The sequence below is a fragment of the Acinetobacter sp. LT1 genome, from assembly GCF_059800965.1.
In genome coordinates this window covers 1-24,475 of sequence record NZ_JBBAXE010000014.1, presented here as the reverse complement: position 1 = coordinate 24,475, position 24,475 = coordinate 1, and the positions used below count along the sequence as shown (strand labels likewise).

Annotated in this window: 23 protein-coding genes and 1 pseudogene; 4 read left to right on the top strand and 20 right to left on the bottom strand. The window is 39.0% G+C overall.

Annotated elements, in window-relative coordinates:
* Window positions 1–52: 52 nt before the first annotated feature.
* From WBW42_RS13885 to WBW42_RS13865, 5 genes are all read right to left on the bottom strand, one after another.
* Window positions 53–1,483 (bottom strand): amino acid permease, encoded by a 1,431-nt coding sequence (locus WBW42_RS13885; protein ID WP_032012773.1) that lies wholly within the window; start codon window positions 1,481–1,483, stop codon window positions 53–55.
* A gap of 370 nt (window positions 1,484–1,853) precedes the next feature.
* Window positions 1,854–3,293, bottom strand: coding sequence for an amino acid permease (locus tag WBW42_RS13880; RefSeq protein ID WP_032012772.1), 1,440 nt, complete (start codon window positions 3,291–3,293; stop codon window positions 1,854–1,856).
* A gap of 161 nt (window positions 3,294–3,454) precedes the next feature.
* Window positions 3,455–3,814: a RidA family protein gene (locus WBW42_RS13875; RefSeq protein ID WP_000071347.1), complete on the bottom strand. Its 360-nt coding sequence runs from the start codon at window positions 3,812–3,814 to the stop codon at window positions 3,455–3,457.
* Window positions 3,815–3,824: 10 nt separating this feature from the next.
* Window positions 3,825–4,928, bottom strand: coding sequence for an alanine racemase (alr, locus tag WBW42_RS13870; protein WP_032070593.1), 1,104 nt, complete (start codon window positions 4,926–4,928; stop codon window positions 3,825–3,827).
* A gap of 20 nt (window positions 4,929–4,948) precedes the next feature.
* Window positions 4,949–6,214, bottom strand: coding sequence for a D-amino acid dehydrogenase (locus WBW42_RS13865; RefSeq protein ID WP_032012770.1), 1,266 nt, complete (start codon window positions 6,212–6,214; stop codon window positions 4,949–4,951).
* A gap of 136 nt (window positions 6,215–6,350) precedes the next feature.
* Between WBW42_RS13865 and WBW42_RS13860 the strand changes: the two genes are divergently transcribed.
* Window positions 6,351–6,818 (top strand): Lrp/AsnC ligand binding domain-containing protein, encoded by a 468-nt coding sequence (locus tag WBW42_RS13860; protein WP_005804788.1) that lies wholly within the window; start codon window positions 6,351–6,353, stop codon window positions 6,816–6,818.
* Window positions 6,819–6,859: 41 nt separating this feature from the next.
* On the opposite strand, the gene WBW42_RS13855 is transcribed toward WBW42_RS13860, so the two are convergent.
* Window positions 6,860–8,005 (bottom strand): acetyltransferase domain-containing protein, encoded by a 1,146-nt coding sequence (locus WBW42_RS13855; RefSeq protein ID WP_032070592.1) that lies wholly within the window; start codon window positions 8,003–8,005, stop codon window positions 6,860–6,862.
* A gap of 75 nt (window positions 8,006–8,080) precedes the next feature.
* Between WBW42_RS13855 and WBW42_RS13850 the strand changes: the two genes are divergently transcribed.
* The gene (locus WBW42_RS13850) at window positions 8,081–10,180 is read left to right on the top strand and encodes a TonB-dependent receptor (RefSeq protein ID WP_199953044.1); all 2,100 of its coding nucleotides are present in this window, start codon (window positions 8,081–8,083) and stop codon (window positions 10,178–10,180) included.
* 43 nt (window positions 10,181–10,223) lie between these two features.
* Here the strand turns inward: WBW42_RS13850 and WBW42_RS13845 are convergent, their stop codons facing one another.
* The 5 genes from WBW42_RS13845 to WBW42_RS13825 form a co-directional block, all read right to left on the bottom strand.
* On the bottom strand, window positions 10,224–10,601 hold the full coding sequence (locus WBW42_RS13845) for a nuclear transport factor 2 family protein (RefSeq protein WP_032070590.1): 378 nt from the start codon (window positions 10,599–10,601) through the stop codon (window positions 10,224–10,226).
* Between the two features lie 28 nt (window positions 10,602–10,629).
* Complete coding sequence (locus WBW42_RS13840; RefSeq protein WP_017399750.1) at window positions 10,630–11,007, bottom strand: ribonuclease E inhibitor RraB; 378 nt, start codon at window positions 11,005–11,007, stop codon at window positions 10,630–10,632.
* Between the two features lie 127 nt (window positions 11,008–11,134).
* On the bottom strand, window positions 11,135–11,800 hold the full coding sequence (locus WBW42_RS13835; RefSeq protein WP_032070589.1) for an RluA family pseudouridine synthase: 666 nt from the start codon (window positions 11,798–11,800) through the stop codon (window positions 11,135–11,137).
* Between the two features lie 111 nt (window positions 11,801–11,911).
* Window positions 11,912–12,613 (bottom strand): DUF1003 domain-containing protein, encoded by a 702-nt coding sequence (locus WBW42_RS13830; RefSeq protein WP_017399751.1) that lies wholly within the window; start codon window positions 12,611–12,613, stop codon window positions 11,912–11,914.
* Between the two features lie 80 nt (window positions 12,614–12,693).
* On the bottom strand, window positions 12,694–13,197 hold the full coding sequence (locus WBW42_RS13825) for a DUF2867 domain-containing protein (RefSeq protein WP_014208083.1): 504 nt from the start codon (window positions 13,195–13,197) through the stop codon (window positions 12,694–12,696).
* Window positions 13,198–13,806: 609 nt separating this feature from the next.
* Between WBW42_RS13825 and WBW42_RS13820 the strand changes: the two genes are divergently transcribed.
* Window positions 13,807–14,508, top strand: coding sequence for an SDR family NAD(P)-dependent oxidoreductase (locus tag WBW42_RS13820; RefSeq protein ID WP_126117784.1), 702 nt, complete (start codon window positions 13,807–13,809; stop codon window positions 14,506–14,508).
* 88 nt (window positions 14,509–14,596) lie between these two features.
* Here WBW42_RS13820 and WBW42_RS13815 read toward each other — a convergent pair whose 3' ends face one another.
* The 7 genes from WBW42_RS13815 to WBW42_RS13785 all read right to left on the bottom strand — a co-directional run bounded on the left by WBW42_RS13815 (window position 14,597) and on the right by WBW42_RS13785 (window position 22,487).
* A complete protein-coding gene (locus WBW42_RS13815) occupies window positions 14,597–15,073 on the bottom strand; it encodes a hypothetical protein (RefSeq protein ID WP_032070587.1) in 477 nt (158 codons plus the stop codon).
* Window positions 15,074–15,118: 45 nt separating this feature from the next.
* Window positions 15,119–15,493, bottom strand: coding sequence for a hypothetical protein (locus WBW42_RS13810; RefSeq protein WP_126117785.1), 375 nt, complete (start codon window positions 15,491–15,493; stop codon window positions 15,119–15,121).
* A gap of 1 nt (window position 15,494) precedes the next feature.
* Window positions 15,495–15,905 carry a hypothetical protein gene (locus tag WBW42_RS13805; RefSeq protein WP_032070585.1) on the bottom strand — a complete coding sequence of 137 codons (411 nt, stop codon included), beginning with the start codon at window positions 15,903–15,905 and terminating at the stop codon, window positions 15,495–15,497.
* Window positions 15,902–16,714, bottom strand: a complete 813-nt coding sequence (locus WBW42_RS13800) for an alpha/beta hydrolase family protein (RefSeq protein WP_045126743.1) — start codon at window positions 16,712–16,714, stop codon at window positions 15,902–15,904. The genes WBW42_RS13805 and WBW42_RS13800 overlap by 4 nt, the downstream gene beginning before the upstream one ends.
* A gap of 2 nt (window positions 16,715–16,716) precedes the next feature.
* Window positions 16,717–19,479, bottom strand: coding sequence for a type VI secretion system Vgr family protein (locus tag WBW42_RS13795; RefSeq protein WP_032070583.1), 2,763 nt, complete (start codon window positions 19,477–19,479; stop codon window positions 16,717–16,719).
* Between the two features lie 438 nt (window positions 19,480–19,917).
* A complete protein-coding gene (locus tag WBW42_RS13790) occupies window positions 19,918–21,147 on the bottom strand; it encodes a beta-ketoacyl synthase N-terminal-like domain-containing protein (protein WP_032070582.1) in 1,230 nt (409 codons plus the stop codon).
* 920 nt (window positions 21,148–22,067) lie between these two features.
* Window positions 22,068–22,487: an NUDIX hydrolase gene (locus WBW42_RS13785; protein ID WP_032070581.1), complete on the bottom strand. Its 420-nt coding sequence runs from the start codon at window positions 22,485–22,487 to the stop codon at window positions 22,068–22,070.
* Window positions 22,488–22,602: 115 nt separating this feature from the next.
* Here WBW42_RS13785 and WBW42_RS13780 point away from each other — a divergent pair, with 115 nt between their 5' ends.
* The gene (locus WBW42_RS13780; protein ID WP_032070580.1) at window positions 22,603–22,947 is read left to right on the top strand and encodes a CdiI-like immunity protein; all 345 of its coding nucleotides are present in this window, start codon (window positions 22,603–22,605) and stop codon (window positions 22,945–22,947) included.
* A 230-nt stretch (window positions 22,948–23,177) separates the two neighbouring features.
* Here the strand turns inward: WBW42_RS13780 and WBW42_RS13775 are convergent, their stop codons facing one another.
* Window positions 23,178–23,678: an NUDIX hydrolase gene (locus WBW42_RS13775; protein WP_032070579.1), complete on the bottom strand. Its 501-nt coding sequence runs from the start codon at window positions 23,676–23,678 to the stop codon at window positions 23,178–23,180.
* A gap of 269 nt (window positions 23,679–23,947) precedes the next feature.
* A pseudogene (locus WBW42_RS13770) lies at window positions 23,948–24,364 on the bottom strand (GNAT family N-acetyltransferase); the annotation flags it as partial.
* Window positions 24,365–24,475: the final 111 nt, after the last annotated feature.

Genomic DNA, 24,475 nt, shown 5'->3' with positions numbered 1-24,475 from the left:
TAAAAAAGCCAATCACTTATGATTGGCTTTTTTTGAAATCATTTATAGTTCATTAAACGAGTTCTTGGTCTAATTTTTTGATACGTGGCTTATAGAACACAAAATACGTAACGCTTAAAACCACCAACCATACTGGACTCACGTATACCGCTTTTAATGTATCTGGCTCGAGTGCCAAAATCACCAAAGTAAACAAGAAGAATGCTATAACGGCGTATGCCATCAGCACGCCACCCGGCATTTTAAATGTTGATGCGGCATGAAGTTCAGGACGAGTTTTACGATAACGTAAATAGCACGCCATGATTAAAATCCACACGCTAATGAATAAAATTACACAGAGTGAACTTGCTAGGGTAAATGCTTCCATCGTGTTTGGAACAAAGTACTGAAGCACCGCTCCACCCATAATGAAAATACATGAGAAGATTAAGCCGTTTGATGGCACTGCACGTTTTGATAAACGACCCAATGCGCTCGGCGCTTGACCGTCTTTTGATAAACCGAACAGCATACGGCTCGTTGAAAATACACCGCTGTTCATTGAAGACATCACCGAAGACAGTACAACCAAATTCATGATGATTGCTGAAATCGGAATACCTGCATTTAAGAACAACTCAACAAACGGGCTCTTATCTGCACGGATATGATCCCAAGGTGTCACTGACATAACGATAAAGAGCGACAAAACATAGAACAGGATAATACGTAATGGAATCGCATTAATCGCTTTAGGTAGATTCGTTTGTGGATCTTTCGTTTCAGCAGCCGTTGTACCAATCAATTCAACGCCAATGAAAGCAAACACGGCGATCTGAAAACCTGCCAAAAATCCACTTACACCTTTTGGAAATATGCCGCCATGAGACCAGACATTACTGATGCTCACCACATCACCGTGAGGAGCTTGGAAATGAGTGAGGATCATGTAGCCACCCACTCCAATCAAGCCAATAATGGCCAAAATCTTAATGAGTGCGAACCAGAATTCAACTTCACCAAATAGCTTAACAGTAAGCAGGTTAAGCCCTAAAATGAATAGTACACAGCCTGAACTAATCATGGCTTGTTGCATGGGTGAGAAACTAGCGCCTTCGGGCAGCCAGAAACTTAAATAGTTAATGACCGCAGACAAATCAGCAATACCGACCAGTACCCAGCCTAACCAATAAGTCCAGCCTATATAATAGCCAGCCCATGGTCCGATCAAATCATAAGCCATATCGACAAATGATTTGTAATGTAAGTTGGCAAGCAGTAGTTCACCCAATGCACGCATCAGAAAAAAGAACATGCCACCAATTATCATGTAAATCACGAGGATTGAAGGACCTGCGAGGGAGATGGTTTTGCCCGAGCCCATAAATAAGCCGGTTCCAATTGCACCGCCAATTGCAATCATTTGTAGATGGCGATTATTTAATTTCCGTTGTAAATGATCAGGGGAGCTTGCCTCATCAGAATGATGAACCATTGTCATATTAGAAGTCCTTTTTATATTTTGCTTAACTTAAATCAGCAACCTATAGGGAGAAAAACGAACCGTATATCGTGGGTTGCTGAGTCTATACCTCAGGACAAGATGTTCAAGTATATTTTTTCCTTAATTGATAAATCGTTTGTCCTGATTTTTTTAAGTCACATTATTTATGTACTGCCTTCACGGCAATTTTAATTAATCAATCTGGGTTTCCAGATTAGCCGAAGTGTAGCATGTGATCCTGCTATATGTACTTTTCCAATACTCTCCAAACTGCTCTATTGATCCAAAAATAAACAATATTATTCCGATAAAAAATCTAATAAAAATAAAAAAAGCCAATCATGATTGATTGGCTTTTTAATAAAACTTAATGATCGTTGACGAGTTCACGTCCTAGTTTTTTCATACGTGGTTTATAGAGCACATGATAGGTAACACCTAAAATGACCAGCCATACTGGACTGACATATAGAGCTTTCAATGTATCTGGCTCTAATGCCAAAATAACTAAAGTGAAAAGCATGAATGCCAAAACAACATAACTCATCCAAACGCCACCTGGCATTTTGAATGTTGATTTTTCATGTAATTCAGGACGTAATTTACGGTAGCGTAAATAGCACACCATGATGAGACTCCAGACACTAATGAATAGAATCACACAAAGTGAACTTGCCAAAGTAAATGCTTCCATCGTGTTTGGAACAAAGTACTGAAGCACCGCTCCGCCCATGATAAAGGTACAAGAGAAAATCAAACCATTTGAAGGAACTGCGCGTTTTGATAAATGACCAAATGCACCCGGTGCCTGACCGTCTTTTGATAAACCAAACAACATACGGCTAGTTGAAAACACGCCGCTGTTCATTGAAGACATCACCGAAGAAAGTACAACTAAGTTCATGATGATGGCTGAAACAGGGATACCCGCATTTAAGAACAACTCAACAAACGGACTTTTGTCTGCACGAATATGGTCCCACGGTGTTACTGACATCACAATAAACAGTGCCAACACATAGAACAAAATAATACGTACCGGAATCGCATTAATCGCTTTCGGTAAGTTCTTCTGCGGGTCTTTGGTTTCAGCAGCCGTTGTACCTACAAGTTCAACCCCGACAAAAGCAAATACAGCAATCTGGAATCCTGCCAAGAAGCCTTCTGTACCTTTCGGGAATAAACCACCATGTGACCAAACATTACTGATGCTTGCAACAGCGCCTTGCGGAGCTTGGAAATGGCTGAAAATCATGTAGCCGCCCACTCCGATCAGACCAATAATCGCCAAGATCTTAATCAGCGCAAACCAGAATTCAATTTCACCAAATAGGCGTACTGTTAAGAGGTTAAGACCCATCACAAACAACACACAACCTGCGCTAATCATGGCCTGCTGTATTGGTGAGAAACTTGCGCCATCGGGTAGCCAGAAACCTAAATAGTTAATGACTGCTGAAAGGTCCGCAATACCCACCAGCACCCAACCTAACCAATAAGTCCAGCCCAAATAATAACCAGCCCAAGGACCAATCAGATCATGAGCCATATCAACAAAAGATTTGTAATGCAGATTTGCAAGGAGCAACTCGCCCATTGCACGCATTAAGAAAAAGAACATTCCTCCAATAATCATATAGATCAAAAGGATTGAAGGACCTGCGAGAGAGATAGTTTTGCCCGAACCCATAAATAGGCCGGTTCCAATTGCACCGCCAATAGCAATCAGTTGTAAATGACGGTTAGACAGTTTTCGTTGCAGATGATCAGGAGAATTTTCCGTATCTGAATGACGAGCCGTTGTCATATTAAAATTCCTTTTTGAATTCCTTTGTTAAGATCAGCAACCTACGGCGAAAATTGAACCGTATGCCATAGGTCACTGAATCTGTTCACCAAAAATGACTGGTTAAACCGTATCTATCTTCCTTCTGTTAGATACATCATCATTTTTGGAGTAAAAACGAATTACTTTTGTGCTGCCGTCACGGCAATTTCAATTAACCAATCCGGATTGACCAAATCGGCCTGAATTGTGGCACGCGATGGAGCAACACACCCTTTTAACCAGTCAACCCAAATTGCATTTACGGTTGAAAAATCAGAAAGATTTTTTAAATAGAGCTGTGCAGAGAGCAAGCGAGATTTGTCGGTATTGGCTAATGCCAAAAGTTCATCAATTGTTGCAAGAATTTCACGAGTTTGGCCTGCCACGTCTTGCTCGGTATTTTTAGGTACCTGACCTGACAGATAAACCACTTTGTTAAAAACAGTCACGGCGCTCATGACTTCGTTAGTGTTAATCTTTTGTATATCTGAATTAGACATTCGGATTTCCTTATACCTGATTAATAAATTGAACACGGGCGGTGACAGCACACATCAGTTCATAGCCCACCGTACCTGATGAAACTGCGACATCATCAATAGGTAAAACGACGCCTGTACTTGATTGGCCCCAAAGCACGACTTCACTGCCGACTTTGGCACTTTCAATACCTGTTAAATCGACTGCCAACATATCCATGCTGACACGACCAATTGTGCGAGTGCGGACTGAGTCCACTAAAACAGGCGTACCTGTTGGTGAAATACGTTGATAACCATCTGCATAGCCACAAGCGACAATCCCAATCGTCATCGGTTGCTCTGCGACAAAGTTTGAGCCATAACCTACGCTTTCATTCGGCTCTAAATGCTGAACGGAAATAATTTCACTGCGTAAGCTCATGGTGGGTTGTAAGCCCCAGTCCGCAATACTATGCGTCGGGTAGTCTGGCGAGCTGCCATAGAGCATGATGCCGCTACGTGCATAATCTGATTTGAGCTGGTCTTGATAACGCAGAATTGCCGCACTATTACTTACCGATCTTTCACCTGGTAAATCTTTAACAATTTCTTCAAATGCAGTGATTTGATAATCAATACCCTGCTGGCCGAAACGCTCTCCATCTGCATCTGAAAAATGCATCATGTGGGTAATCTTGGAGACATTTGCCAAGTTATTTAAACGTTCCCAAGCCTGAACATAGCGCTGTGGTTTAAAACCAAGACGGTTCATACCACTGTTCATTTTTAGGCAAACATCAAATTGAGCAGGATAAGGATGCTTTTCTACCCACTCGATTTGCGCTTCACTATGAATGGTGAAACTGAGTTTGTACTGCACACAATCAAATAAATCTTGAGGAGAAAAAACTCCTTCGAGCAATAAAATTGGACCTGTCCAACCTAGAGCACGAATTCGTTTTGCTTCATCAAGATCAAGTAAGGCAAAGCCATCTGCTGCTTTAAACGCTTCATAAACACGTTCAATTCCGTGTCCATAAGCATTGGCTTTTACAACGGCAAAGACCTTACTGTTTGGCATAGCCTTGCGTACCACCGCCAAGTTATTTTGTAAGGCTTGACGGTGGATGACTGCGGTAATAGGACGAGGCATGATTACTTTCCTAACGTCCGTTATGCAGCATGCGCGTGTGAATAACGCTGAATTGAAAGGCCATCGGTACTGATATCAGTCTTGTGATTCAATACGATGTCACTGATTAATTTTCCTGAACCACACGCCATGGTCCAACCTAAAGTACCGTGACCTGTATTCAAGAACAGGTTTTTAAAGCGAGTTGCGCCAATAATCGGTGTACTGTCTGGTGTCATTGGACGTAAACCCGTCCAGAAAGATGCCTGTGCCATATCGCCGCCCGGGAACAAGTCCTGAGTAACCATTTGCAAGGTTGCACGGCGGTCTTCGTTCAGACCTAAATTGAAACCGCTTAACTCTGCCATTCCACCTACGCGAATACGTTGGTCAAAACGAGTAATCGCAATTTTGTAGGTTTCATCAAGCACTGTAGATTGTGGAGCAAAAGCAGGGTCAACAATAGGAATCGTCAACGAATAACCTTTCACAGGATATACAGGTAACTGTAGATCGAGTGGTTTCAAGAAATCACGTGAATAACTACCAAACGCTAGAACATATCGATCTGCGGTTAAGACCTTACCATTGACCTGAACGCCCTTAATTTCATCGCCTTCAACAATCAATTTTTCTACGTTCTGGTTAAACTGGAAGTTAACACCCAACTCTTTAGCAATTTGAGCTAAAGCATTGGTAAATAAATAACAGTCACCTGTTTCATCATTTGGTAAATGTAAACCACCAACCAGTTTATCTTGTGCATTTGCCAACGCTGGTTCTACACGACCAAGTTCATTGCCATTTAATAATTCGTAGCTTACGCCGCATTCTTGTAGCACGCTAATGTCACGTTGAACCGCTTCCATTTGTGCATCTTTACGGAATAACTGCAACGTGCCTTTTGCACGGTTTTCGTAATTAATGCCTGTATCTTTTCTAAGTTCACGTAAGCAGTCACGGCTGTATTCAGCCACGCGCATCATACGTTCTTTGTTTACAGCATAACTTTGCGGATTACAGTTTTTTAGCATTTGAGCCATCCACTGTAACTGCCACATGCTGCCATCTAAATTAATCGCAAGCGGTGCATGATGTTGAAACATCCATTTCACAGCTTTAAAAGGAATTCCTGGTGCTGCCCAAGGAGTCGAATACCCAGGCGAAATTTGACCTGCATTACCAAAACTTGTTTCTTCGGCAGGACCTGACTGACGATCGAGAACAGTAACCTCAGCTCCTTGTTGAGCTAGATAATAGGCACTTGCCACTCCAATAACGCCGCTACCTAAAACAATTACGCGCATTTCCATTCCCTCACGCACACCAGTTTATTTAACTAGTATATTTCTGCTTCAATAGTTTATTTCACTGTTTTTCAGGCTATAATCTAGGTAAATTTATGTTTTTCTCGCGAGAATTTAAAAAAAAGAGGAAATATCTATGCGCCCCTTAGATCGTATAGATCGCATGATTCTGGACATTTTGCAGCGTGAAGGACGAATTGCGATTAGTGAATTGGCATCGAGAGTTAACCTGTCGACTACCCCCTGTTCGGAGCGTGTAAAACGCCTTGAACGCGATGGCATTATCATGGGTTATTACGCACGGCTAAACCCAGCCTTTGTGGACCGTAACCTGCTGGTCTTTTTAGAAATTAAGTTATCTGCCAAATCTGGCGATGTGTTTGATCAGGTAGCCAGAGACTTAGTCGAAATTCCTGAAGTGCTTGAATGTCACCTTATTTCAGGCGAATTTGACTACCTCGTAAAAGCGCGTTTAAAAGAAATGAGTGCATATCGCCGCTTATTAGGGGATCTGCTAAAGAAACTCCCCGCTTCGGCATCGTCACACAGTTATGTGGTCATGGAAGAAGTGAAAGAAACTTTATATTTAGATGTAAGCAAGTAAAGCGAAGCTCCATTGAACTCGCTTTACTCACGTTTTAAAAATTAGAAATATTTTAAAATCGAAATATGTTTATTTTGATGTTTGAACTTCGAGAACCACTTAACTGCTGGATAGAGCGCAAAAGACAACACAATCGTGATTAACCACAGCATCCACACATGATTGACCGACAAATACTTTCCGTAGTTAGCTCCCCACACACTGAGTGCAAACACATACATGAGTTTCAACACATATAAATGCAGTAAGTAAAAGAACATAGGCACCGAGCCAAACACCACCAAGGGTTTTAGGAATGAATATTGCTGCATACGCTCAAAAGCCACCAGCACAAGCAAGCCAATTCCAACATTCAGCAAAATAAATAATAAAGACGGTGGATACTTAGTGAGGTTAAAAAAGCTCATGAGGCTCAGTTGTAATGACTCAAAATGTTGCCACGGCTGGTCGCCATAGACATTGATAAAACGCAGTAAAACAAACAATCCAATACTTACTAAACCAAGGCTAAGTAAAGTGCGGCTTCTTTGCTTTGCTGAATATTTTGAACTAAAGAACTGACCTAGCGCATAGCCCAATAAAATCACGCCAATCCAAGGTAAAACAGGATAGCTTGTGCGAAGCTTGATGCCTGCAATCTCAATCCAACCACGGTCATGTAAAACCAACCATATATTTTGTAAGACGCCTTGTGAGAAGTGCACCGAATCTAACAAGTTGTGCCCAAAAACAATAACCAAACCTGCGCCCGCAAGAACAGGCAAAGGCAAACTTACACAACACGCTAGCACCACCATACTGATACCAATCGCCCAAATCACTTGTAAATAAATGACTTCGGGTGGAAAAGTTGCTGTCCATGCAAAGTTCACGAGCGTAAGCTCTAACACAATTAAAAATAAGCCGCGTTTTAATAGAAAGGCACGCGTTTGTTGTAAGTCCTGTTTTTTGGACTGAAATAAAAATGCAGAAATACCCGTTAAAAGTACAAAAACCGGAGCGCAAATATGGGCCAATAATCGACTGCCAAATAAAGCCGGTTCTGTTACTGTTACGTCCATTGGATCGGTAACCTGTTTATGTAAATAGAAAGTTTCTCTTACATGGTCGAGCAACATAATAATGATGACCAGACCGCGTAAAGCATCAATCGACTGTAAACGTTCAATATTTTTTTCTATAGACATAGCGGTAATCAATAAAATAATGTAACGTTATACTATTACATTTAATTCCTTTTGTCTTTTTATGGCTGATTATTTATGCGACACAAATTAGGATTGTTGTCTTCGTTAGGTCTATCATTTATATCGACCCTCACTTGGGGAGAGGAAACATCAACGGTACTTGAGACCATACGCATTCAGGCCGAAAGCACCCGAGAAGATGTGAGCCAAAATAGCTCGGCAACTAAATTTACTCACGATGTTTTAGATGTCCCTTTTAACCGTGCTTATCTTTCTAAACAAATAATGGAACAACAAGACGTTCAACGAATTGATGACGCATTAAGCTTAGTGAGCGGTGTTTTTCATCAAAATAGTTTCGGTGGTGGTTTTTGGGATAATTACTCTTTCCGCGGCTTTAGTACCGATCCCAATTTAGGTGCCTCAATGATCCGCAACGGCTTGAGTGTCAACCGAGGGATTAGTGCTCCAAAAGATGTAGTAAATATTGAATCTTTAGAGTTTTTAAAAGGTCCAATGGCGGCGCTATATGGCCGCGGCGAAACAGGAGGCTTACTTAACCTCAACAGTAAAAAACCACAGTGGGAAAGCGAAAGTGAAGTTAACCTACGTGCCAATACCCAAGAACAATACAGAATAAGTCTGGAACACACTGCCCCTATTAACGATGAACTGGCCTATCGTGTAGCAGTGGCTCATGAAGATAATCAAAGCTTTCGTGATCATGTCAGTAGTGAACGCTGGTTCTTTTCACCGCAGCTCACATGGAAAATTTCAGACCAAACACAACTCGACTTTGATAGTGAATTTACAGAGCATAAAGGAACCTTTGACCGTGGTGTCAGCACCGTCAATCACCAGTTTGTGATGGACCCGAAAACCTTTACAGGTGAACCTGACGACGGCGATTTGAAAATAAAAGATTACTTTTACCAATTACGTCTGAGTCACGAATTTAACCCTGACTGGAAGCTAAATAGTGCTGTCAGTTATAAAGATGCCAAAATGGTCGGCTTTGCAACCGAACCTCGTCGTATGCAAGCCGATGGCCGTACTTTAGAGCGTCAACGTCGCTATCGTGATTATACAAGCCAAGATGTGCTGGCTCAGACAGAGTTACTTGGCAAGGTTGATACCTCGTGGGCTCGCCATGAAATTTTACTTTCAACCGAGCTTGGTCAACTCGACTATAAACAATATCAACTGCGTCGAAACCATGATTCAAACTCTCCCACTACAGTGAATACTATTGATATTTACCAACCTGAATATGGTAAATATTTACCGAACTTAGCTCCATTTACCAACACTAAAGAGCGCCAACGCTATTTTGCACTCAATATTCAAGACCAGATCTTTTTTAATGATCAGTGGAGTGTGCTATTTGGCAACCGTTTTGATCAGGTCGAACAAGACTTTGAAAATCACCTGACTCAGACTGAAAGCAACCAAACGCTTCACCAGAATAGTCCACGTTTCGGAGTAAATTTTAAAGCCTCTGACCAATGGGCGTTTTATAGCAACTATGGTCGCTCATTTGCCATGAATAGTGGTATGAATCGAAATGGTCAGACTTTTGCCCCTGAAAAAGGCGAAAGTTATGAGGTCGGCACCAAATATAAAATAAATGATCAAAGTGTGCTTAGTCTCGCTTTGTTTAAAATGAAAAAACAGAATGTACTGACAACCGATCCAATCGACAGTAATTTTCAAACCGCAGCAGGTGAAGTGAGTAGTAAAGGAGTTGAGTTTGACTTAAATAGCCAGATCACTGATCGCTGGTTCGTCAATGTCAACTATAGTTATACCAATGCTCAAATTGAAAAAGACCAAGACTTGGCAAAAGGCGCGCGGCTGAGCAATGTTCCTAAACACCAAGGTGCTATAAGCACTAACTATGAGTTTCTACAAGAAGGTGCAAGAAAAGCAGGTGTAGGTGCCAACCTCACCTATGTGGATGAGCGTAGCGGGCATAATCTAGATAATGGCTTTAATTTACCGAGTTATACGCTGGTCAATTTAAATGGCTACTATGCCCCATCTGATCGTTTACGTTATCAGCTCAATGTAAATAATCTGTTTGATAAAACCTACTATGTCTCAAGCTATAGCGATTTATGGGTTCAACCAGGTGAGCCACTGAACGCCTCAATCTCAGCACAATGGAAGTTTTAATTGATACATAAATAAAAAGCCCGAATTATTTCGGGCTTTTTTATTAGAACATACCATTTTCATTGACGAGCGGGACGGGCTGTACTTGCCCAATATCCCAAAACTCAGCAATTTTGCCCTTTTCAAAACGACAAATATGAACCACAGCCAAGGTGGTTAAGCCGTTCATTTGCATTTCAAGTTTTGAATGCACAGCAACCAAATCACCTTCTTCAATGACATGTTGAACATCAAAGACTTTGTTGGGAGTTTCAATTGCACTTTCACGCATCCCTTCCTTCAAAGAAGTCGCATCACCTGCAAAATAAGGGTTGTGATGCTTGAAGTTCGGCGCAGTGTAATTGCTGTAAGCTTCATCAACTTCACCAGCTGCGGCAAGCTCTAAAAACCGTACTGCAACTTGTTTTTGAGATAAGTTCATGATTATCTCCTACTCTTTATTTTAGACCTTACTGCAACAGGTCATCTTCTTCGTCTTCCTCGAACACATAGGCCATACAGCCCCATCCATCATATTCGCCCTGAAATTTCTCAGCGATGCTGGCAAACCATTGCTCTAAATCAACAATATCTGAATACTCAGGTTCCATGTTAACGAAGATGGTAATCACCCACTCATTTGGCTCAACAGAGTCATCTTGAAAAAGTGAAACTTTTTGTTCTTGGTAAAGCAAATAGAGTGCACATTGCTCAGCATTTTTCTGATCTTGAAAAGCAATTGAAAATTCAATTTCATGCAGCTCGGTTAAATCATCCCCATCTTCAGCCATTTGCCAAAGTACGTTGCCGTTATCGTCATCTGGAAATTGTTCGTAGTCACGAGTCATAAAATGATCCTTGTTGTTGTCGCAGTATTAATATTATTCGACATCAAGAATACCCGACTTTTATTGCAGTTTGGGTATATATTCAGTTCCCAATTGCATCAAATTAATTCTTTTAATTATATAAATTTTAAAAAGGCGCTTGGGATTGAATGACCACATCTGTTCCTTTCAATGGATGTTGGAAAGCCAAATATGCAGCATGTAAGGCCATGCGATTTAAGTGAAAACGTTTAGGTTCAGGATGATATAACTTGTCCCCCATAATCGGATGTCCTATATGCATCATGTGGACACGTAACTGATGTGAACGCCCTGTTACAGGTTCAAGTAACACTCGACTTTGATCTGTTTTTTCATCATAAACCAACGGTTGAAACAAGGTTTTAGCATGTTTGCCTAATTCAAAATGTACAATTTGTCTTGGGCGATTTTCCCAGTCAGTAATGAGAGGAACTTCAACGCTGCCCTCTTGTGCGACTTGGCCTTGCACCAACGCAATATAATGCTTTTTAACTGTTCTGGCCTGAAACATTTTACTTACAGCAACTTCTGCATCGCGATGCTTGGCAAACATGAGTAAGCCTGATGTCGCCATATCTAAACGATGTGTGACCTTCGCTAAAGGGAACTTTTCTAGCACCCTTAAATAAGCACTGTCATGATGCTCAGGTAACCGTCCCATTACCGACAACAGGCCCGCAGGTTTATCAACCACAATTAAATCATCATCTTCAAATAGAATTGAAAGTGGATCTTGTGGTGGAGCGTAAACAAAGTTGTCGTTTAAAGGCATGGTTGTAGAAGCAGCAATGGAGCATGGCGGCAAATCATAAAGAAATTTCGGTTCTACCGCAAAATAATCTATAACGCTATACTCATGTTCCACGTGAAACTCAGAAAATCTTTATCGTTTTTTATTCATTTCAGCCAAAAGATCGAGCTGAATTTCTTGAATATGCGCAAGTCTTTCCCATTGATGCGACAAAAGATGGTCCATTTTTTCATGTAAATGACGAATCTCAAGCTCGGCTTTTAAATTAATTTGATAGTCATGTTGAGAGCGCAAACGGTCTTTGGCCTCTTGGCGGTTTTGACTCATCATAATAATAGGCGCCTGAATTGCAGCTAAACATGACAACACTAAATTCAGCAAAATAAAGGGATAAGGGTCGACGGGACGGACTACCATTACGACCGTGTTTAGAATAATCCAACCTGTCAAAAATAGAGCAAAGCAAATGAGAAAAGCCCAGCTGCCACCAAATGTCGCGATCTTATCTGCTAACTTTTCGCCAAATGTCCAATTCTGATCAAAGTCGGATTCGGTATTTCGGCTAATTAGCTCATGGCGTTGCATACTGCCAATCACTTCATTTTCTAAATTAGAGAGTTCACCCTTTTCGGAACGTAAAATTGATTGAACGTACTTAATTCGATAATCTGCCAGATCGGCTCGACAAATAAAACTTGAGTAATTCCAATCTGGATAGTCTTTTAAAATTTCATCACTAATGACATTACGAATGACTTCACCAGACACTAGATCTTTTAAAGGAAAATTTTTCCCACAAACGGCGCACTGCCGACACTGATTTTTATTCTCCATATTATTCAGCTCTTTATTATGATAATAAGATTATTATATAAACAATTTTGGCTGATCACATCGTAAATAAAAATAGTAATCTAACCTAAAATCTGTAAAGTCGCTGGTACGATTTTTCGATGGGCAGGAATTACAGGTAGCATATACAATCGCCCAAGCCAATTTTTAATATGCACTATTGTAGTTACGGTAAGCACTTGGGTATCTTCATTTTTATAAATAGATAAAGTCACATTTAAGTGCTTGTCATCATCTCCAATCACTAACTCATTTTCGGTACGCTGCAAAAAAGTAAAAATTCCAATCCGGTCGCCTGCGACATACTCATTTTCTTTTTTATTTGAATCAATCTGTTTGAAACTTCCTAAGTCTTTAAGCCCAATCTTTGAAGTAATTTTATTACGCATATTCATGCTCCACTCTACCCACTGCGGAGTGTGCTGGAATAGCTTAATAAGCTGCTGAAATACATTTAGGTCGGGCTGCCCAAGCACAATACTCCACGAATCGTGGAAGTAAGCATTATTCAGTTGAGATGAGATTTGACTGTCGGTAGGTAAAGCAGAAAAATAAGGCTTATTCATAAATTATATTCTTGTAAAGTATCGTTTTTATTATAGAGAATTTTTTAGGGTGTCAAGGGAAAACATCTATGGTTTACTTCAACAATCATAACTTTGTAAGTTATAACCTTGTGCCTATAAACTTTTGATCTATAGCGTCCTAAGCCGAATCGAGACCTTTTAGGTGAGTACACACTAACGTTATACGTTTTGGTGCATGCTACTCTTTTCGATCCCTATCACACCCTTGAGATATAGTTTAGCCAGCACCCTGCGGGATTGTTTTTCTAAGAAAAGCTAATTTTTACTATTTTTGGGAATTTTTACAACATTAAGCCAATTTAAAAGAATTTATTCCCATTTAAAGATAATTAGTTAAATTTAAATTCCACTTTATTTGTGTTTTTCGGTTTATTTTACCAAGCAAAAAATTTGTAAGCCAAATTGGAAGTTCGTTCAACAGCGCATGTTTAGCCGAATAACTCATGTAAAACTAACTCCCTAACCCCGCTTTTAAGCATTTTTATTCTTTGGGTACTATTCTTAGAGATAACTTTTGCGCTTGAATACATTATAAAAACATATTATAAACTATTTCTAACCAAATGATTGGTTTTTTGGAACTTTATAATGAACAACAATATTATAATTTTTGGTTATGGAACAGGTATTTCCAAAGCCGTAGCACATAAGTTTGGTAAAGAAGGCTATAAAATCGGTTTAGTGGCACGTAATGCTGAAAAACTTGAAAAGGCCATTTTAGAACTTAAAACACAAGGTATTGAAGCTTACGCTTTTACATGTGATTTAGCGGTTCTTGAAGATATACCAAATCTTATTAATCGTATTAAAGACCGATTAGGAGAGATTAAAAATATCCATTGGAATGCTTTCCATGATATTGAAGGCAATATCTTAAAAACCCCTCCACTAGAGCTCACCAAAAGCTTTCATATTCGTGTTTCGAGCTATATTGCGACGGTACAAGCTTGCTTAGGCGATTTAGAGAAGAATCACGGTAGCATTTTATCGACAAACGGAATTTTTGCTTTCGATGCAGTGGGTATCGACTTGGTGGCTAAAGAGTACTCATCCTTAGCAACTACCGCTGCCGCTCAATACAAAGCCACCAACTTGCTTGCTCATAGTCTAGCGGACTCAAATGTTTACGTGAGCCAAGTGATTGTGAATGGTTTTGTTGATGGGACATCTGGAGCACAAGATAAGACTTACACGGTGCATCCAGAAACGGTTGCAGAGCAGTTCTGGTATTTACACCAGCATAAACAAGAAACTGTTTCTCTTTGTGGTGAAGCCATTCAAGCTGCTTAAATAATTTTCTTATGAGAGGAGAAGCGTAATTAATTACGCTTCTCTGAACTTTTTTAATTTTATGTTTCTATGCCCCAGAAATATTTAATTATTTTTCATACTCTGAAGGATCAATTGTGTATTCTTTGAATAAAATTGAACGCACAGAGTCTTTTATACGTTCATCATGTTTAATAATTAAATAAATATCTTTTTTAGTCAGAGGAATTTCTTTTAGTAAATCAGACAAGTCCTTCGACCTTATACCACTGACTTCACTAGGTTGTTTTAAGATATCTGGGTCTTGTTCTTCGAATTTAAAATCTACACCTTGTAAATTGAAATAAACCATAACTCTTCTGTTCAAAGAGTCACTATCATCATATAAAACAGTACCTTCTGGCAAAATATAATATTCTGGCAAAGTGCTATTTTTCGAATATTTACCTTCAAACGAATATATCTTTAAAGGTTTTTCTAAAACATGAATTTCTGGTACTTTTGTACTTTTCCAGAAGTAATAGTTTATTAAGGACTGTATGATGAAAAGTAAAATTAGTATGGTAATTAATAAATTCTTTTTCATACTTATCTCTTATTTAAACCAAATAAAATCATATGGTTAAATATCTTATTCATTTACAATAAATTCATAGGTCTTATCTAACTTCCCATCCCCACTAGCATAAAAACCCGCATATATATGAATTGTAAAAGTTCCCTTATACTTTGGAACTCCAGAAATTTTTAAATTATTATAAGCATCCGCTTCATGTTCATCTATTGGGCTAATAGAGATATTCATATCACTAGGGAAATTAGTTTCAACTTCAAAAGAATATGGTATCACTCTACCACCTGATATGTTTAATTGCTGATTATATGCCTTACCTACATAGGCTACTGGAAGTCTTTCAGGCTCAATTGTATATTCGTGACCACACCCTGCCATAAGTAACAAGGGAATACCTAAAGTTATCAAGTCAAGTTTCAGATTTTTAAACAAATTATTTTTCTTCCCATATAATTGGAAATTTTTCTGATTTAGTTACATTACCAATCATTGCAGAGAAAATTGCTTGGCATTCTAAATTGATTTTTTTAACTGAACTGATATCTATAGGTTCACAGCTTCTATTATCACTATTTGAGCAGAATTCTACAGATACATCAATTTTGTTATTTTCAATTTTATTTATATAAGCATCCAACATTTGATTGTTATTAGCAGTATTTTTGCAAACAATTTTTTTTGATGAAGATTCTTTTACTTTATCTAGAACCTCATTGTTCTTAAAATTAATAGAAAAATTTAACTTTTCATTACTTTTAGCTATATTATCTACCGTAAAGTTTGAAAAACTCTCACTACAACCTATTAAAGCCAATGAACTCAATAAGAATACTTTTTTTATCATTTTATGACCTTTTTTAACTCAGAAATTAAAAGATCTGAAGCTGATATTTTATTTTCTAAAAATTTTTTTTCAAAAAACATTTCAGAAGCTTGTCCATGATGATAGGTAGAAACACTATTAAAATTAGCTTTTGCCGTATCATCGTCATTCCATCTTCCACCTAAAATTGCGATATAATCATCTCTATAATTCCTTAAAGGCTGAGAAAAGATATTAATCCATTTTTTCGCGACTGGATCTGGCTCTAAATAATAAATACGAGCACGGTCATTTCCAACGCCACTTTTGCTAAGTAGAATCCCTACAGGATCTATTGTTATCAGAGTATGAACTGTGCAGATTTTCGCTTTAGATAATTCTTCTGATAATCCTGCAACATTCCATCCTCCTAAACTATGGCCCACTAAATTGATCTGTGTATTTGGTTCTTCTTTTAAAATATTTTTGATATCTGTAAGTAAATTTAATAAAAGTTTTCCTCTATATCGCTTAACCACACTATCAGTACTATAAGCCTCTTCATAACCATAATATTCAAATTTAGCTTTAGTTATTTGTGAGCTAGATGCTTCTTTAAATTTTCTCATACATGATTTCATGATGCCCGTAGGGCCAGCTCCAATATCATCTGGAAAATCTATATCCAAAGGACGTCCCAGAAATTGATATTTATCAGCAGCACCACCAACAAATGCAGTAAAACTTTGCTTATATACATCTAATACAACAGGCTGTATAGGAGGCATGACACATGCACGACCGCAGGTTTGTTTTGCAAAGCTTTCTAAAGCTATAGCAGCATCATTCATGTTTAAATTTCCACATGTATTTTATATTGCTTATTCGGCTCTTCAGTTTCTAACTTAACCAAGCCAGTTCGATCTAACTTACCGCGCTCAATTTCTTTATCATGTTCATCAAAAATAATATATTCCGTACCAGGTTTTAGTTTATTTCCTTGTTTATCCATTACATCAAACCATAAACCATATTTTTGTTTTCCTTGTTCTGGTAGATACGGTAATGAACTATTCACACTCCCGCCCCCCATAAACAAATGCTGCCCAGCCTTCACTTCAAACTTGCCACTTGTGGTCATAAAAATACCTGAACCGGTAATTTTGACTTGAGAGCCGCCTGCGGTGAGTACAATTTCTTTGGCTGCTGTGGCCTCAATTTTGTCTTCTGTCGAAATCACCTGCACAGCTTTACGGGCAATTAAATCTGCTCCGTCACCTTGAGCCTGTATCTCAACTTTGCCTTTGCCTGCATAAAGCCTCGCTCCTTCTTGAGCCGCAAAAAGGCTAATTTTATTTTGGGCATGCGCGATTAAATTCTTTTGGGTAGACAGGTTAATACTGTCTCCAGCAGTTTGGTTGAGCTGCCCATCTGCACTTAAGTGAATGTCTTCGTTACTGCTCAATGCAACACTATTTGGACTCGCCAACAACATAATCGCCTCTTTAAAGGTTTTGGCTTTTGCGTTGTCTTGCTGCTCAAGTTTTTCAATAAAAGATTTTAGGTTTTCTAAATTTTCTAACGGATCAGTTTGCTGATTTTTGGCGACTTCACTGAGTGCCTTGGCATTGTTCAGACCGCCTTCGATTTGTTGTTTGGCCTCATTTGCATCTAGGTGTACACCTTGAGCTTGGTCCTGTTTATGGGTACTAACGAGTAAACCACTGCCTGCTCTGACTGCACCCCACTGGTCTGTTCGTAGCTCAAAACCCTCCCCACGACCATCACTTTCCGCCTTGTCTTTTGGATGGCTTAAGTTACCCAAGTTGAGCTGGCTTGCTGCATGGCTACTTTGCAGTTGGGCACTGATTTGCCCTGTGGTGTCATCAAAACGGAGTTGGTTAAAGCCTTTACCGTCGACTTCTTCTGAGCGAATGCCGCTGAGCTTTTTAGTATCAGGTAACTGCCCTTTCTGGTCGAACTGCGTTGGGTGACGTTCAGCTTCATGAATACGGCCCACCACAAATGGACGGTCAATATTGCCATCAAAGAAGTCGATGACAACAATCTCACCCACGCGAGGCAGGAAGCGTGCGCCATAACCTGCACCTGCCCACGGAGTGAGTACGTCGACCCAAGCGGAGTCGGTGTCATTGTCGTTACTTCCCGCTCCACCGTCATGACTGTGGTCGTCAGTTCGTGTAAACAAGAAACGGACTTTAATGCGGCCCCACTGGTCAACATGAATACTTTCGCCCTCTAATCCCACCACTTTAGCGCGCTGTGGGTAAGCGGCTGGTCGGTGCTCTAGTGGGTTATATTCAGGGACAGCTTTAATATTGCGACGAACCACGTTCAGCTCAGCAAAGTGGCGTTGCTCTGGGTTTTGGCTATCGATTTGAGCTGCCTTGAGCTTGTCTTTTGGTAATAATCGCTCGAGTTGCTGTTGTAATTCTTTCGGTAAATTATTCTGGTTGTAGTAGTGCTTGCTTAAGATTAAGAATTCTTTATCGGCACTGTCATGTTGGTCGAGTTCTGGGTGATCATTAAGTTCAAACCAGTAACCGACCTGTCCATCACGGACGTTACCCGAAACGGTAAACTGTTTAGAATTTAGGTGATGATAAGCATTAATGTGCTGGTTCAGCTGTTCAATCTGACTATTGCCTGAAGCTGTGGCTTGGTCTTCACCGTTTAAGTCCTGCATCCACGCGGGGCTGACATGCCATGCATCTTCAAGGTTTAAGCTGGCATTGTCATAGTGTTCACTGTGCTGCTGCTTAACTTGTACGCTGCCACTGCCTTCCTCTTGTTGCAGCGCATCGGCTTGCCAGCGTTGCACATGAACCGAAGTCGGTTGTAAGCGGCGCTCTGCCTTGACTTGAGTAATGGTATCGAACTGTTCTGTCGCACTGCTGCGTTGGTAGCGCAGGCTACGACGTTCAAGTGCCTGATAGTTTTGGTTATCATCAATTAAACGTAACACTTGTGGCTGAATGGAAGCATTCGGATCCACTACTAAAAGCTGTGATTCATCGACCAACCAGTTAATGCCTTCACTACGCCACAAACGGGTTAAAAAGTCATAATCGCTTTCGTTTGACTGCATCACAAATGGACGCACATCATAGTCTTTGGTTAATCCTGATGTATCAAGGGTTAAGCTTGAGGCAAATAACGGGCTTTTCCCTTGCCATTCTTTAAATAAAATTTCGCTAATATCGCGCACGCTTTTGTTCATAAACACACGGCTATTACGGCGTTTATGCCAAAGTGCAGTTGGGTCTTTTAAGGTTAAGTTATAAATGGTGAGTGAACCGTCACTTTGACCTTGGTTCGCTTCGGTAATAATTCCTGTTGTTCTAAAAAACTGCCCCATGTCAGTGACTTGATCGACAGCAACCTGACAGCCAATAAATTGTTTTAATGCAATATGGGCGTTGGTCGACAGACACAGTAATTCAGCAACGCTACCTTGGTTGAGCATATGCTCGCCTTCAATGCGTTGCAAGAAAACTTGCTGATTTAAAGACTGATTTGAGAATTGGATATGAACAGCGCGATTTTGTGAAACAAGGCCTAAACGCTCCAATATACTCGACACACTCATCTGCATTTTTATTATCAATCAAACTTATATTTAGGCCGCATTTTAATTAAAAAAAGACTAATCTGTCTATCTATACTCATTTTCAAAATGTAACTAGTCTAAATATGCAGTTTTAGGTTAATTTCTTATTAAATAGGTATTTAAACCGTAAAATTAGATCATTTTAAGGCGGTGTGAATTATTTGTAGATGCTTAAGTGATATAGCTGAGCACGGTATAATGAATGCGTAGTACAACTTGGCGAAGAACTATTTAAGCCTTTATAAATTTAAAAAATCAAGTAATTTCAAATAACTGCACATAAAAAATTAATAAGCTTGAGATTCAAGACAGTTCTTTTTTGAGTGAGCACTATTCATAAAGTAATTAATTCCCACCACTTATAAAATGTATGTATGACCTATTTTATTGTTTTTATAAGGTCACATTCATTTCGATTTTAAATTACCCTTCCCATTTTCTAAAAACGAGACAGGTATTTACCCCACCAAAACCAAAGCTATTACTCATCACTGTTTTTAGTTCGACTTCTCTGCTCGTTTGAACAATATCAAAACTTTTAGCTTCTTCTCGTAGCTCGGTAATATTAATACTTGGCGCGATAAAGCTATTTTGCAGCATTAAAATAGAATAAATGGCTTCATGTACCCCTGCTGCCCCCAAACTATGTCCAGTCATCGACTTGGTCGAACTGAGTGGCGGTACTTTTTCGCTACCAAAAGCTCTTTCTATAGCCAATAGCTCTGGAATGTCTCCGGCTGGCGTTGAAGTGCCATGCGTATTGATATAGTCAATCGTTTCAGAGCCATTTTGCTTGGCTTCTGCGAGTGCCAATTTAATGCAACGGGTCGCGCCTTCGCCACTTGGGGCTACCATATCGACACCGTCACTATTGGCAGCGTACCCAACCACTTCTGCCAAAATTTTTGCTCCGCGCTTTTGGGCATGGCTTAAAGACTCCAAAACCACCATGCCACCGCCGCCAGCGATCACAAAGCCATCGTTATCTTTTGAATATGGGCGTGAAGCTGTTTCTGGTGCATCGTTATATTTAGAGCATAATGCGCCCATCGCATCGAATATTGCTGTTTGGGACCAATGGTCTTCTTCACCGCCACCTGCCAGCATTAAGTCTTGTTTTCCAGAAGCGATTAGGTGAAATGCATAGCCAATTGCATCGGCTGAAGTGGCACAGGCACTCGCGATTGATTGAGAGATACCTTTTAGGTTGAAAGCATTTGCTAAGTTAGAACTAACCGTATTTGTAAGATAGCGTGGTACTAAATCAGACGATACTTCGCTTGCACCTTTTTCTTTTAAGCTATGCAGCATGTCAATAATTGAAGCTGTCGAGCTGCCACCTGTTCCTCCAATCACGCCATATTTTGAGTTGTTGGCAATATCACTCACATCAAGCTCAGCATGTCGTAGCGCATCGACTGCCGAGTTATAGGCATACATGGCACAAACGCCCATGTGTTTTTTTAATTCTGGATCAATATTTTCAAAATCCATTTCGGCAGTGGCACTCACATGACTTCGAAAGTTTAATTTTGCATAGACATCGTTATAGCGAATGCCTGAGCGACCTGCTTTTAAGGAGTCGGTTACTTTCTCTAATGTATTTCCAATACAGGAATTAATTCCCATACCTGTTATTACGACACGTTCCATTCTTATCTCTATAAAAACAACAAAAATAGATCTTAACAATCAAGTTCTTTTTTGGAACTGGCAAAATATTTCTATATTTATTATTTTTTCTCATCAAATATAAATAAAAAGTTAATAATAATATTTTATTTTAAAAATAAATTTAGTTTTATTATTAAATCAAAAATATTTTAAATATTAAATTGACGTAATTAAAATCACCAATTATTATCTCGTTGCTGGCCTACATTGCCAGACGGTTTTGACAGACCGTAACTCGTAGCGGGTTATAGTACAATCTATAAGTCGTTAGACCCTTGCGTCCCCTTTTCTTTGCGGTAGGACGGGAGGGGGACGCCCCGTGCGTGCTGGTTCTACGAGTCCAGTCTGTCAACCCCCTTTCGTTCTACCACCATAAATTAATTCGCGGTAATCTGGTGGTAGGACTCCATAATTTTAAGGAGTTGACTATGACATTTTTCAAACTTATTCCCTCTCTCATTTAACTATTTTATTTATTTAAAATTTAGGTTTTTAATGCCTAGTTTTTTAAATTTATAAATTAATTTTATTTTAAAAATTTAATTATTTTATTTTCCTATATTTTTAGGAGGATTAATTATTACCTAAAAATTATTTTAAATTTATTATATTTTTATTCTACTCATGGATATAAATCACTATGAGAATAATATGACAATTTATAAACCTATTATGGCTTTAAGTTTCGTTCTAGGTAGCTATGGTTTTTCAGTTTGCAAAGTCCTGTTCTCCCACGGGACTTTGCCCCTACTTTTTAGCTTCATGCAGCGGTGTGACAAAAGTAGTCTGGGATAAGCGTTTGGCTTAGCTCCTTTATCTCTGTGCTGCAATGGTTTATTACTTTAAATCAGCGCAAAAGATTAAAGCCTGTTGTGGCGCAGAGGCTTAAAGATGTTTGGTTAGTTGAGCTTGTGTTTAGATTTAATAAATTCAAATAATTCTTTAAAAAGAGGATGCCATTCTTCTGTTGGAGGGTTTAAAAAAGGATGCCAGAAAAAATCGAAAGTTAATCCATTATCATCTTCACAAAAATGTGACCATTTATCTTTTAAAGCCTCATGTGTACTACACACAAAAACATGCCAATCAGGCCCTGCCTCTGAAGGAATATGTTTACCTAGGTATGAATGAATTTGAGCACTCTTTATTCCAGATTCTTCATAAAGCTCACGCAAAGCGGCGTGTTCTAACTGTTCTTGATGCTCCACGGTGCCTTTAACGATTTGAATTCCTGCTAACGGATGTCTAAATACTAAAATCTCCAAGTTATTATTTATTTCCCTAAATACCACAGGAACCACTTTTTCTATTAAAGTCATGATCATTTTCTTCTTTAAATTTAAGTGGATATTATAAAACTTAGTAAAATCTCAGCAACTTTATAATCAATCAAGCTATTCTGTGCTTACATTAAATTTTTGAACATTTATTAGAATGAACTATACATGGGACGAATTTGAGCAAAGACTTAACACCTATAGAGATGTAACTATTGATCTTGCAAGAATCTTGGATGCGCATGAACTTCAAATAAAAGAACTTCTTCAACAAATCCAATTATTAACTTATGAAGATTCTCTACCTATATTTAATCAGTTATATGAAATACAGGCACATTTAGCTACTGCCAAATTCCGCTATGATCTCGAATTAAATGAAGCTTTGAATATATTTGTTTATCATTTTGATAGAGATGACAAAGAGCTTATAAGCCAATATTGGTATAAAGAATTTAAGAAAAACAAAGATATTCTTTGGCCTTTACCTCAAAATGATTAATGGCTTGTACGTTTTAACCTACAAACTTTTAGGGATTTTGCGGATTGGCGACACCCCTCTTTTTTCCTAATATGAACTCATACAGGAACAGGATGTTCCGGAACATAAAACAACAATAATAGGTTCAAGCACCAGGAGCGTGAGATACGACAGGAGTCATATCTAGCAACCAAATACGAAAAAGCTCGACAGGACGTCGGGCTTTTTTTATATCTGAATATTGGAAGATTCTAGGGATTAAAAATCTCAGGTAGGCTATCTGCAAGAATATTAGGAATGTTGTTTGGATAAACAATCTCATCTGTTTGGCTTAGCTCTTCAAACGTCCACCAACGGCTTTTACTAATCACAAGCTTTTCATGTTCTGACCAGTTTGCTGTATTCACTTCTTCATTTTTAATAAAAACAATAAAAAGCCTTTCTTCAGAAATCACAACTTCTGCACTCGGCAACATCATTTCAAAATTGCGTGTTGCAACATGAGTGCCTACATTTTGTCTGACTGCGCCCAACTCTTCATAAAGCTCTCGGCAAGCTGCTTGCTCGAAAGTTTCCCCTTCTTCAAGCCCGCCACCTACGGTTGCCCAATATGATTGTCCAGCCAAAGCATCATTTGTATGAGTAAACTGAAATAACAAAATTTGATGATTTTCATTAAGAACTAATAGTCTTGAAGATTTTCTAATACGCATTTGATTTTTTCTTAAAGCAACAAGGTGGCTATTATTCATATTCACTTTGAAAAGTTAAATTATTTCTGAATGTACGCTTTAACCTACAAGCTTTTAGGGATTTTGCGGATTGGCGACCTCCTACTTTTTTCCTATGATGAGTTCATACAGGAACAGGATGTTCCGGAACATAAAACAACAATAATAGGTTCAAGCACCAGGAGCGTGAGATACGACAGGAGTCATATCTAGCAACCAAATACGAAAAAGCCCGACAGGATGTGGGGCTTTTTTTTATTGCCATTTAAAAATAACCTAAAAGAAAATTCTTATACTGTTTTATTCACAACATACCTTTGAACTACTTGGTTGAGAGTAATTTCAGAGTGAAGGCGGCCATTGTTTGCTTGAATAGTTTTTGCAGAAGCTAAATTAGATTTATAACAATGTATATGTAACTCCGTTAGGCCTAGCTTCCATGCCTCCTGAATTGTAAGCTCTAACAATTTCGAGCCAAAATTCTGTCCACGTTTAGAAGGACGAATACCTAAACCAATATGCCCACCACAATATTCAATCTGTTCATTGAGTTTAAGTCGCAAGTTAGACGCGCCAATAATTTCATTACCTTCTACTAACCAATATGTAATGTTGGGAACATGCCCTTCTTCTAGGGATTCCCCTTTTTCATAATCTCTCAGTTTATTCAAAAATGATTCAAAATTTGTATGGTCAAACTCCGTTGTCTGAATAGCCACCAAAATTCTAGACACACCTAACCATCTTTTGATGGGCCTTTTCATAATCTAATGGAGAACGCTGACCATTGGAACCATGTCTGCGTTTTGAATTATAGA

Bases quoted from the DNA above. Each gene is read 5' to 3' on its own strand.
- WBW42_RS13885 (WP_032012773.1), bottom strand. From the start codon at position 1,483: ATGACAATGGTTCATCATTCTGATGAGGCAAGCTCCCCTGATCATTTA.
- WBW42_RS13840 (WP_017399750.1), bottom strand. From the start codon at position 11,007: ATGACTCGTGACTACGAACAATTTCCAGATGACGATAACGGCAACGTA.
- WBW42_RS13775 (WP_032070579.1), bottom strand. From the start codon at position 23,678: ATGAATAATAGCCACCTTGTTGCTTTAAGAAAAAATCAAATGCGTATT.
- WBW42_RS13835 (WP_032070589.1), bottom strand. From the start codon at position 11,800: ATGCCTTTAAACGACAACTTTGTTTACGCTCCACCACAAGATCCACTT.
- WBW42_RS13845 (WP_032070590.1), bottom strand. From the start codon at position 10,601: ATGAACTTATCTCAAAAACAAGTTGCAGTACGGTTTTTAGAGCTTGCC.
- WBW42_RS13785 (WP_032070581.1), bottom strand. From the start codon at position 22,487: ATGACTTTAATAGAAAAAGTGGTTCCTGTGGTATTTAGGGAAATAAAT.
- WBW42_RS13780 (WP_032070580.1), top strand. From the start codon at position 22,603: ATGAACTATACATGGGACGAATTTGAGCAAAGACTTAACACCTATAGA.
- WBW42_RS13880 (WP_032012772.1), bottom strand. From the start codon at position 3,293: ATGACAACGGCTCGTCATTCAGATACGGAAAATTCTCCTGATCATCTG.
- alr (WP_032070593.1), bottom strand. From the start codon at position 4,928: ATGCCTCGTCCTATTACCGCAGTCATCCACCGTCAAGCCTTACAAAAT.
- WBW42_RS13865 (WP_032012770.1), bottom strand. From the start codon at position 6,214: ATGCGCGTAATTGTTTTAGGTAGCGGCGTTATTGGAGTGGCAAGTGCC.
- WBW42_RS13790 (WP_032070582.1), bottom strand. From the start codon at position 21,147: ATGGAACGTGTCGTAATAACAGGTATGGGAATTAATTCCTGTATTGGA.
- WBW42_RS13795 (WP_032070583.1), bottom strand. From the start codon at position 19,479: ATGCAGATGAGTGTGTCGAGTATATTGGAGCGTTTAGGCCTTGTTTCA.
- WBW42_RS13805 (WP_032070585.1), bottom strand. From the start codon at position 15,905: ATGATAAAAAAAGTATTCTTATTGAGTTCATTGGCTTTAATAGGTTGT.
- WBW42_RS13860 (WP_005804788.1), top strand. From the start codon at position 6,351: ATGCGCCCCTTAGATCGTATAGATCGCATGATTCTGGACATTTTGCAG.
- WBW42_RS13855 (WP_032070592.1), bottom strand. From the start codon at position 8,005: ATGTCTATAGAAAAAAATATTGAACGTTTACAGTCGATTGATGCTTTA.
- WBW42_RS13830 (WP_017399751.1), bottom strand. From the start codon at position 12,613: ATGGAGAATAAAAATCAGTGTCGGCAGTGCGCCGTTTGTGGGAAAAAT.
- WBW42_RS13850 (WP_199953044.1), top strand. From the start codon at position 8,081: ATGCGACACAAATTAGGATTGTTGTCTTCGTTAGGTCTATCATTTATA.
- WBW42_RS13820 (WP_126117784.1), top strand. From the start codon at position 13,807: ATGAACAACAATATTATAATTTTTGGTTATGGAACAGGTATTTCCAAA.
- WBW42_RS13875 (WP_000071347.1), bottom strand. From the start codon at position 3,814: ATGTCTAATTCAGATATACAAAAGATTAACACTAACGAAGTCATGAGC.
- WBW42_RS13825 (WP_014208083.1), bottom strand. From the start codon at position 13,197: ATGAATAAGCCTTATTTTTCTGCTTTACCTACCGACAGTCAAATCTCA.
- WBW42_RS13815 (WP_032070587.1), bottom strand. From the start codon at position 15,073: ATGAAAAAGAATTTATTAATTACCATACTAATTTTACTTTTCATCATA.
- WBW42_RS13800 (WP_045126743.1), bottom strand. From the start codon at position 16,714: ATGAATGATGCTGCTATAGCTTTAGAAAGCTTTGCAAAACAAACCTGC.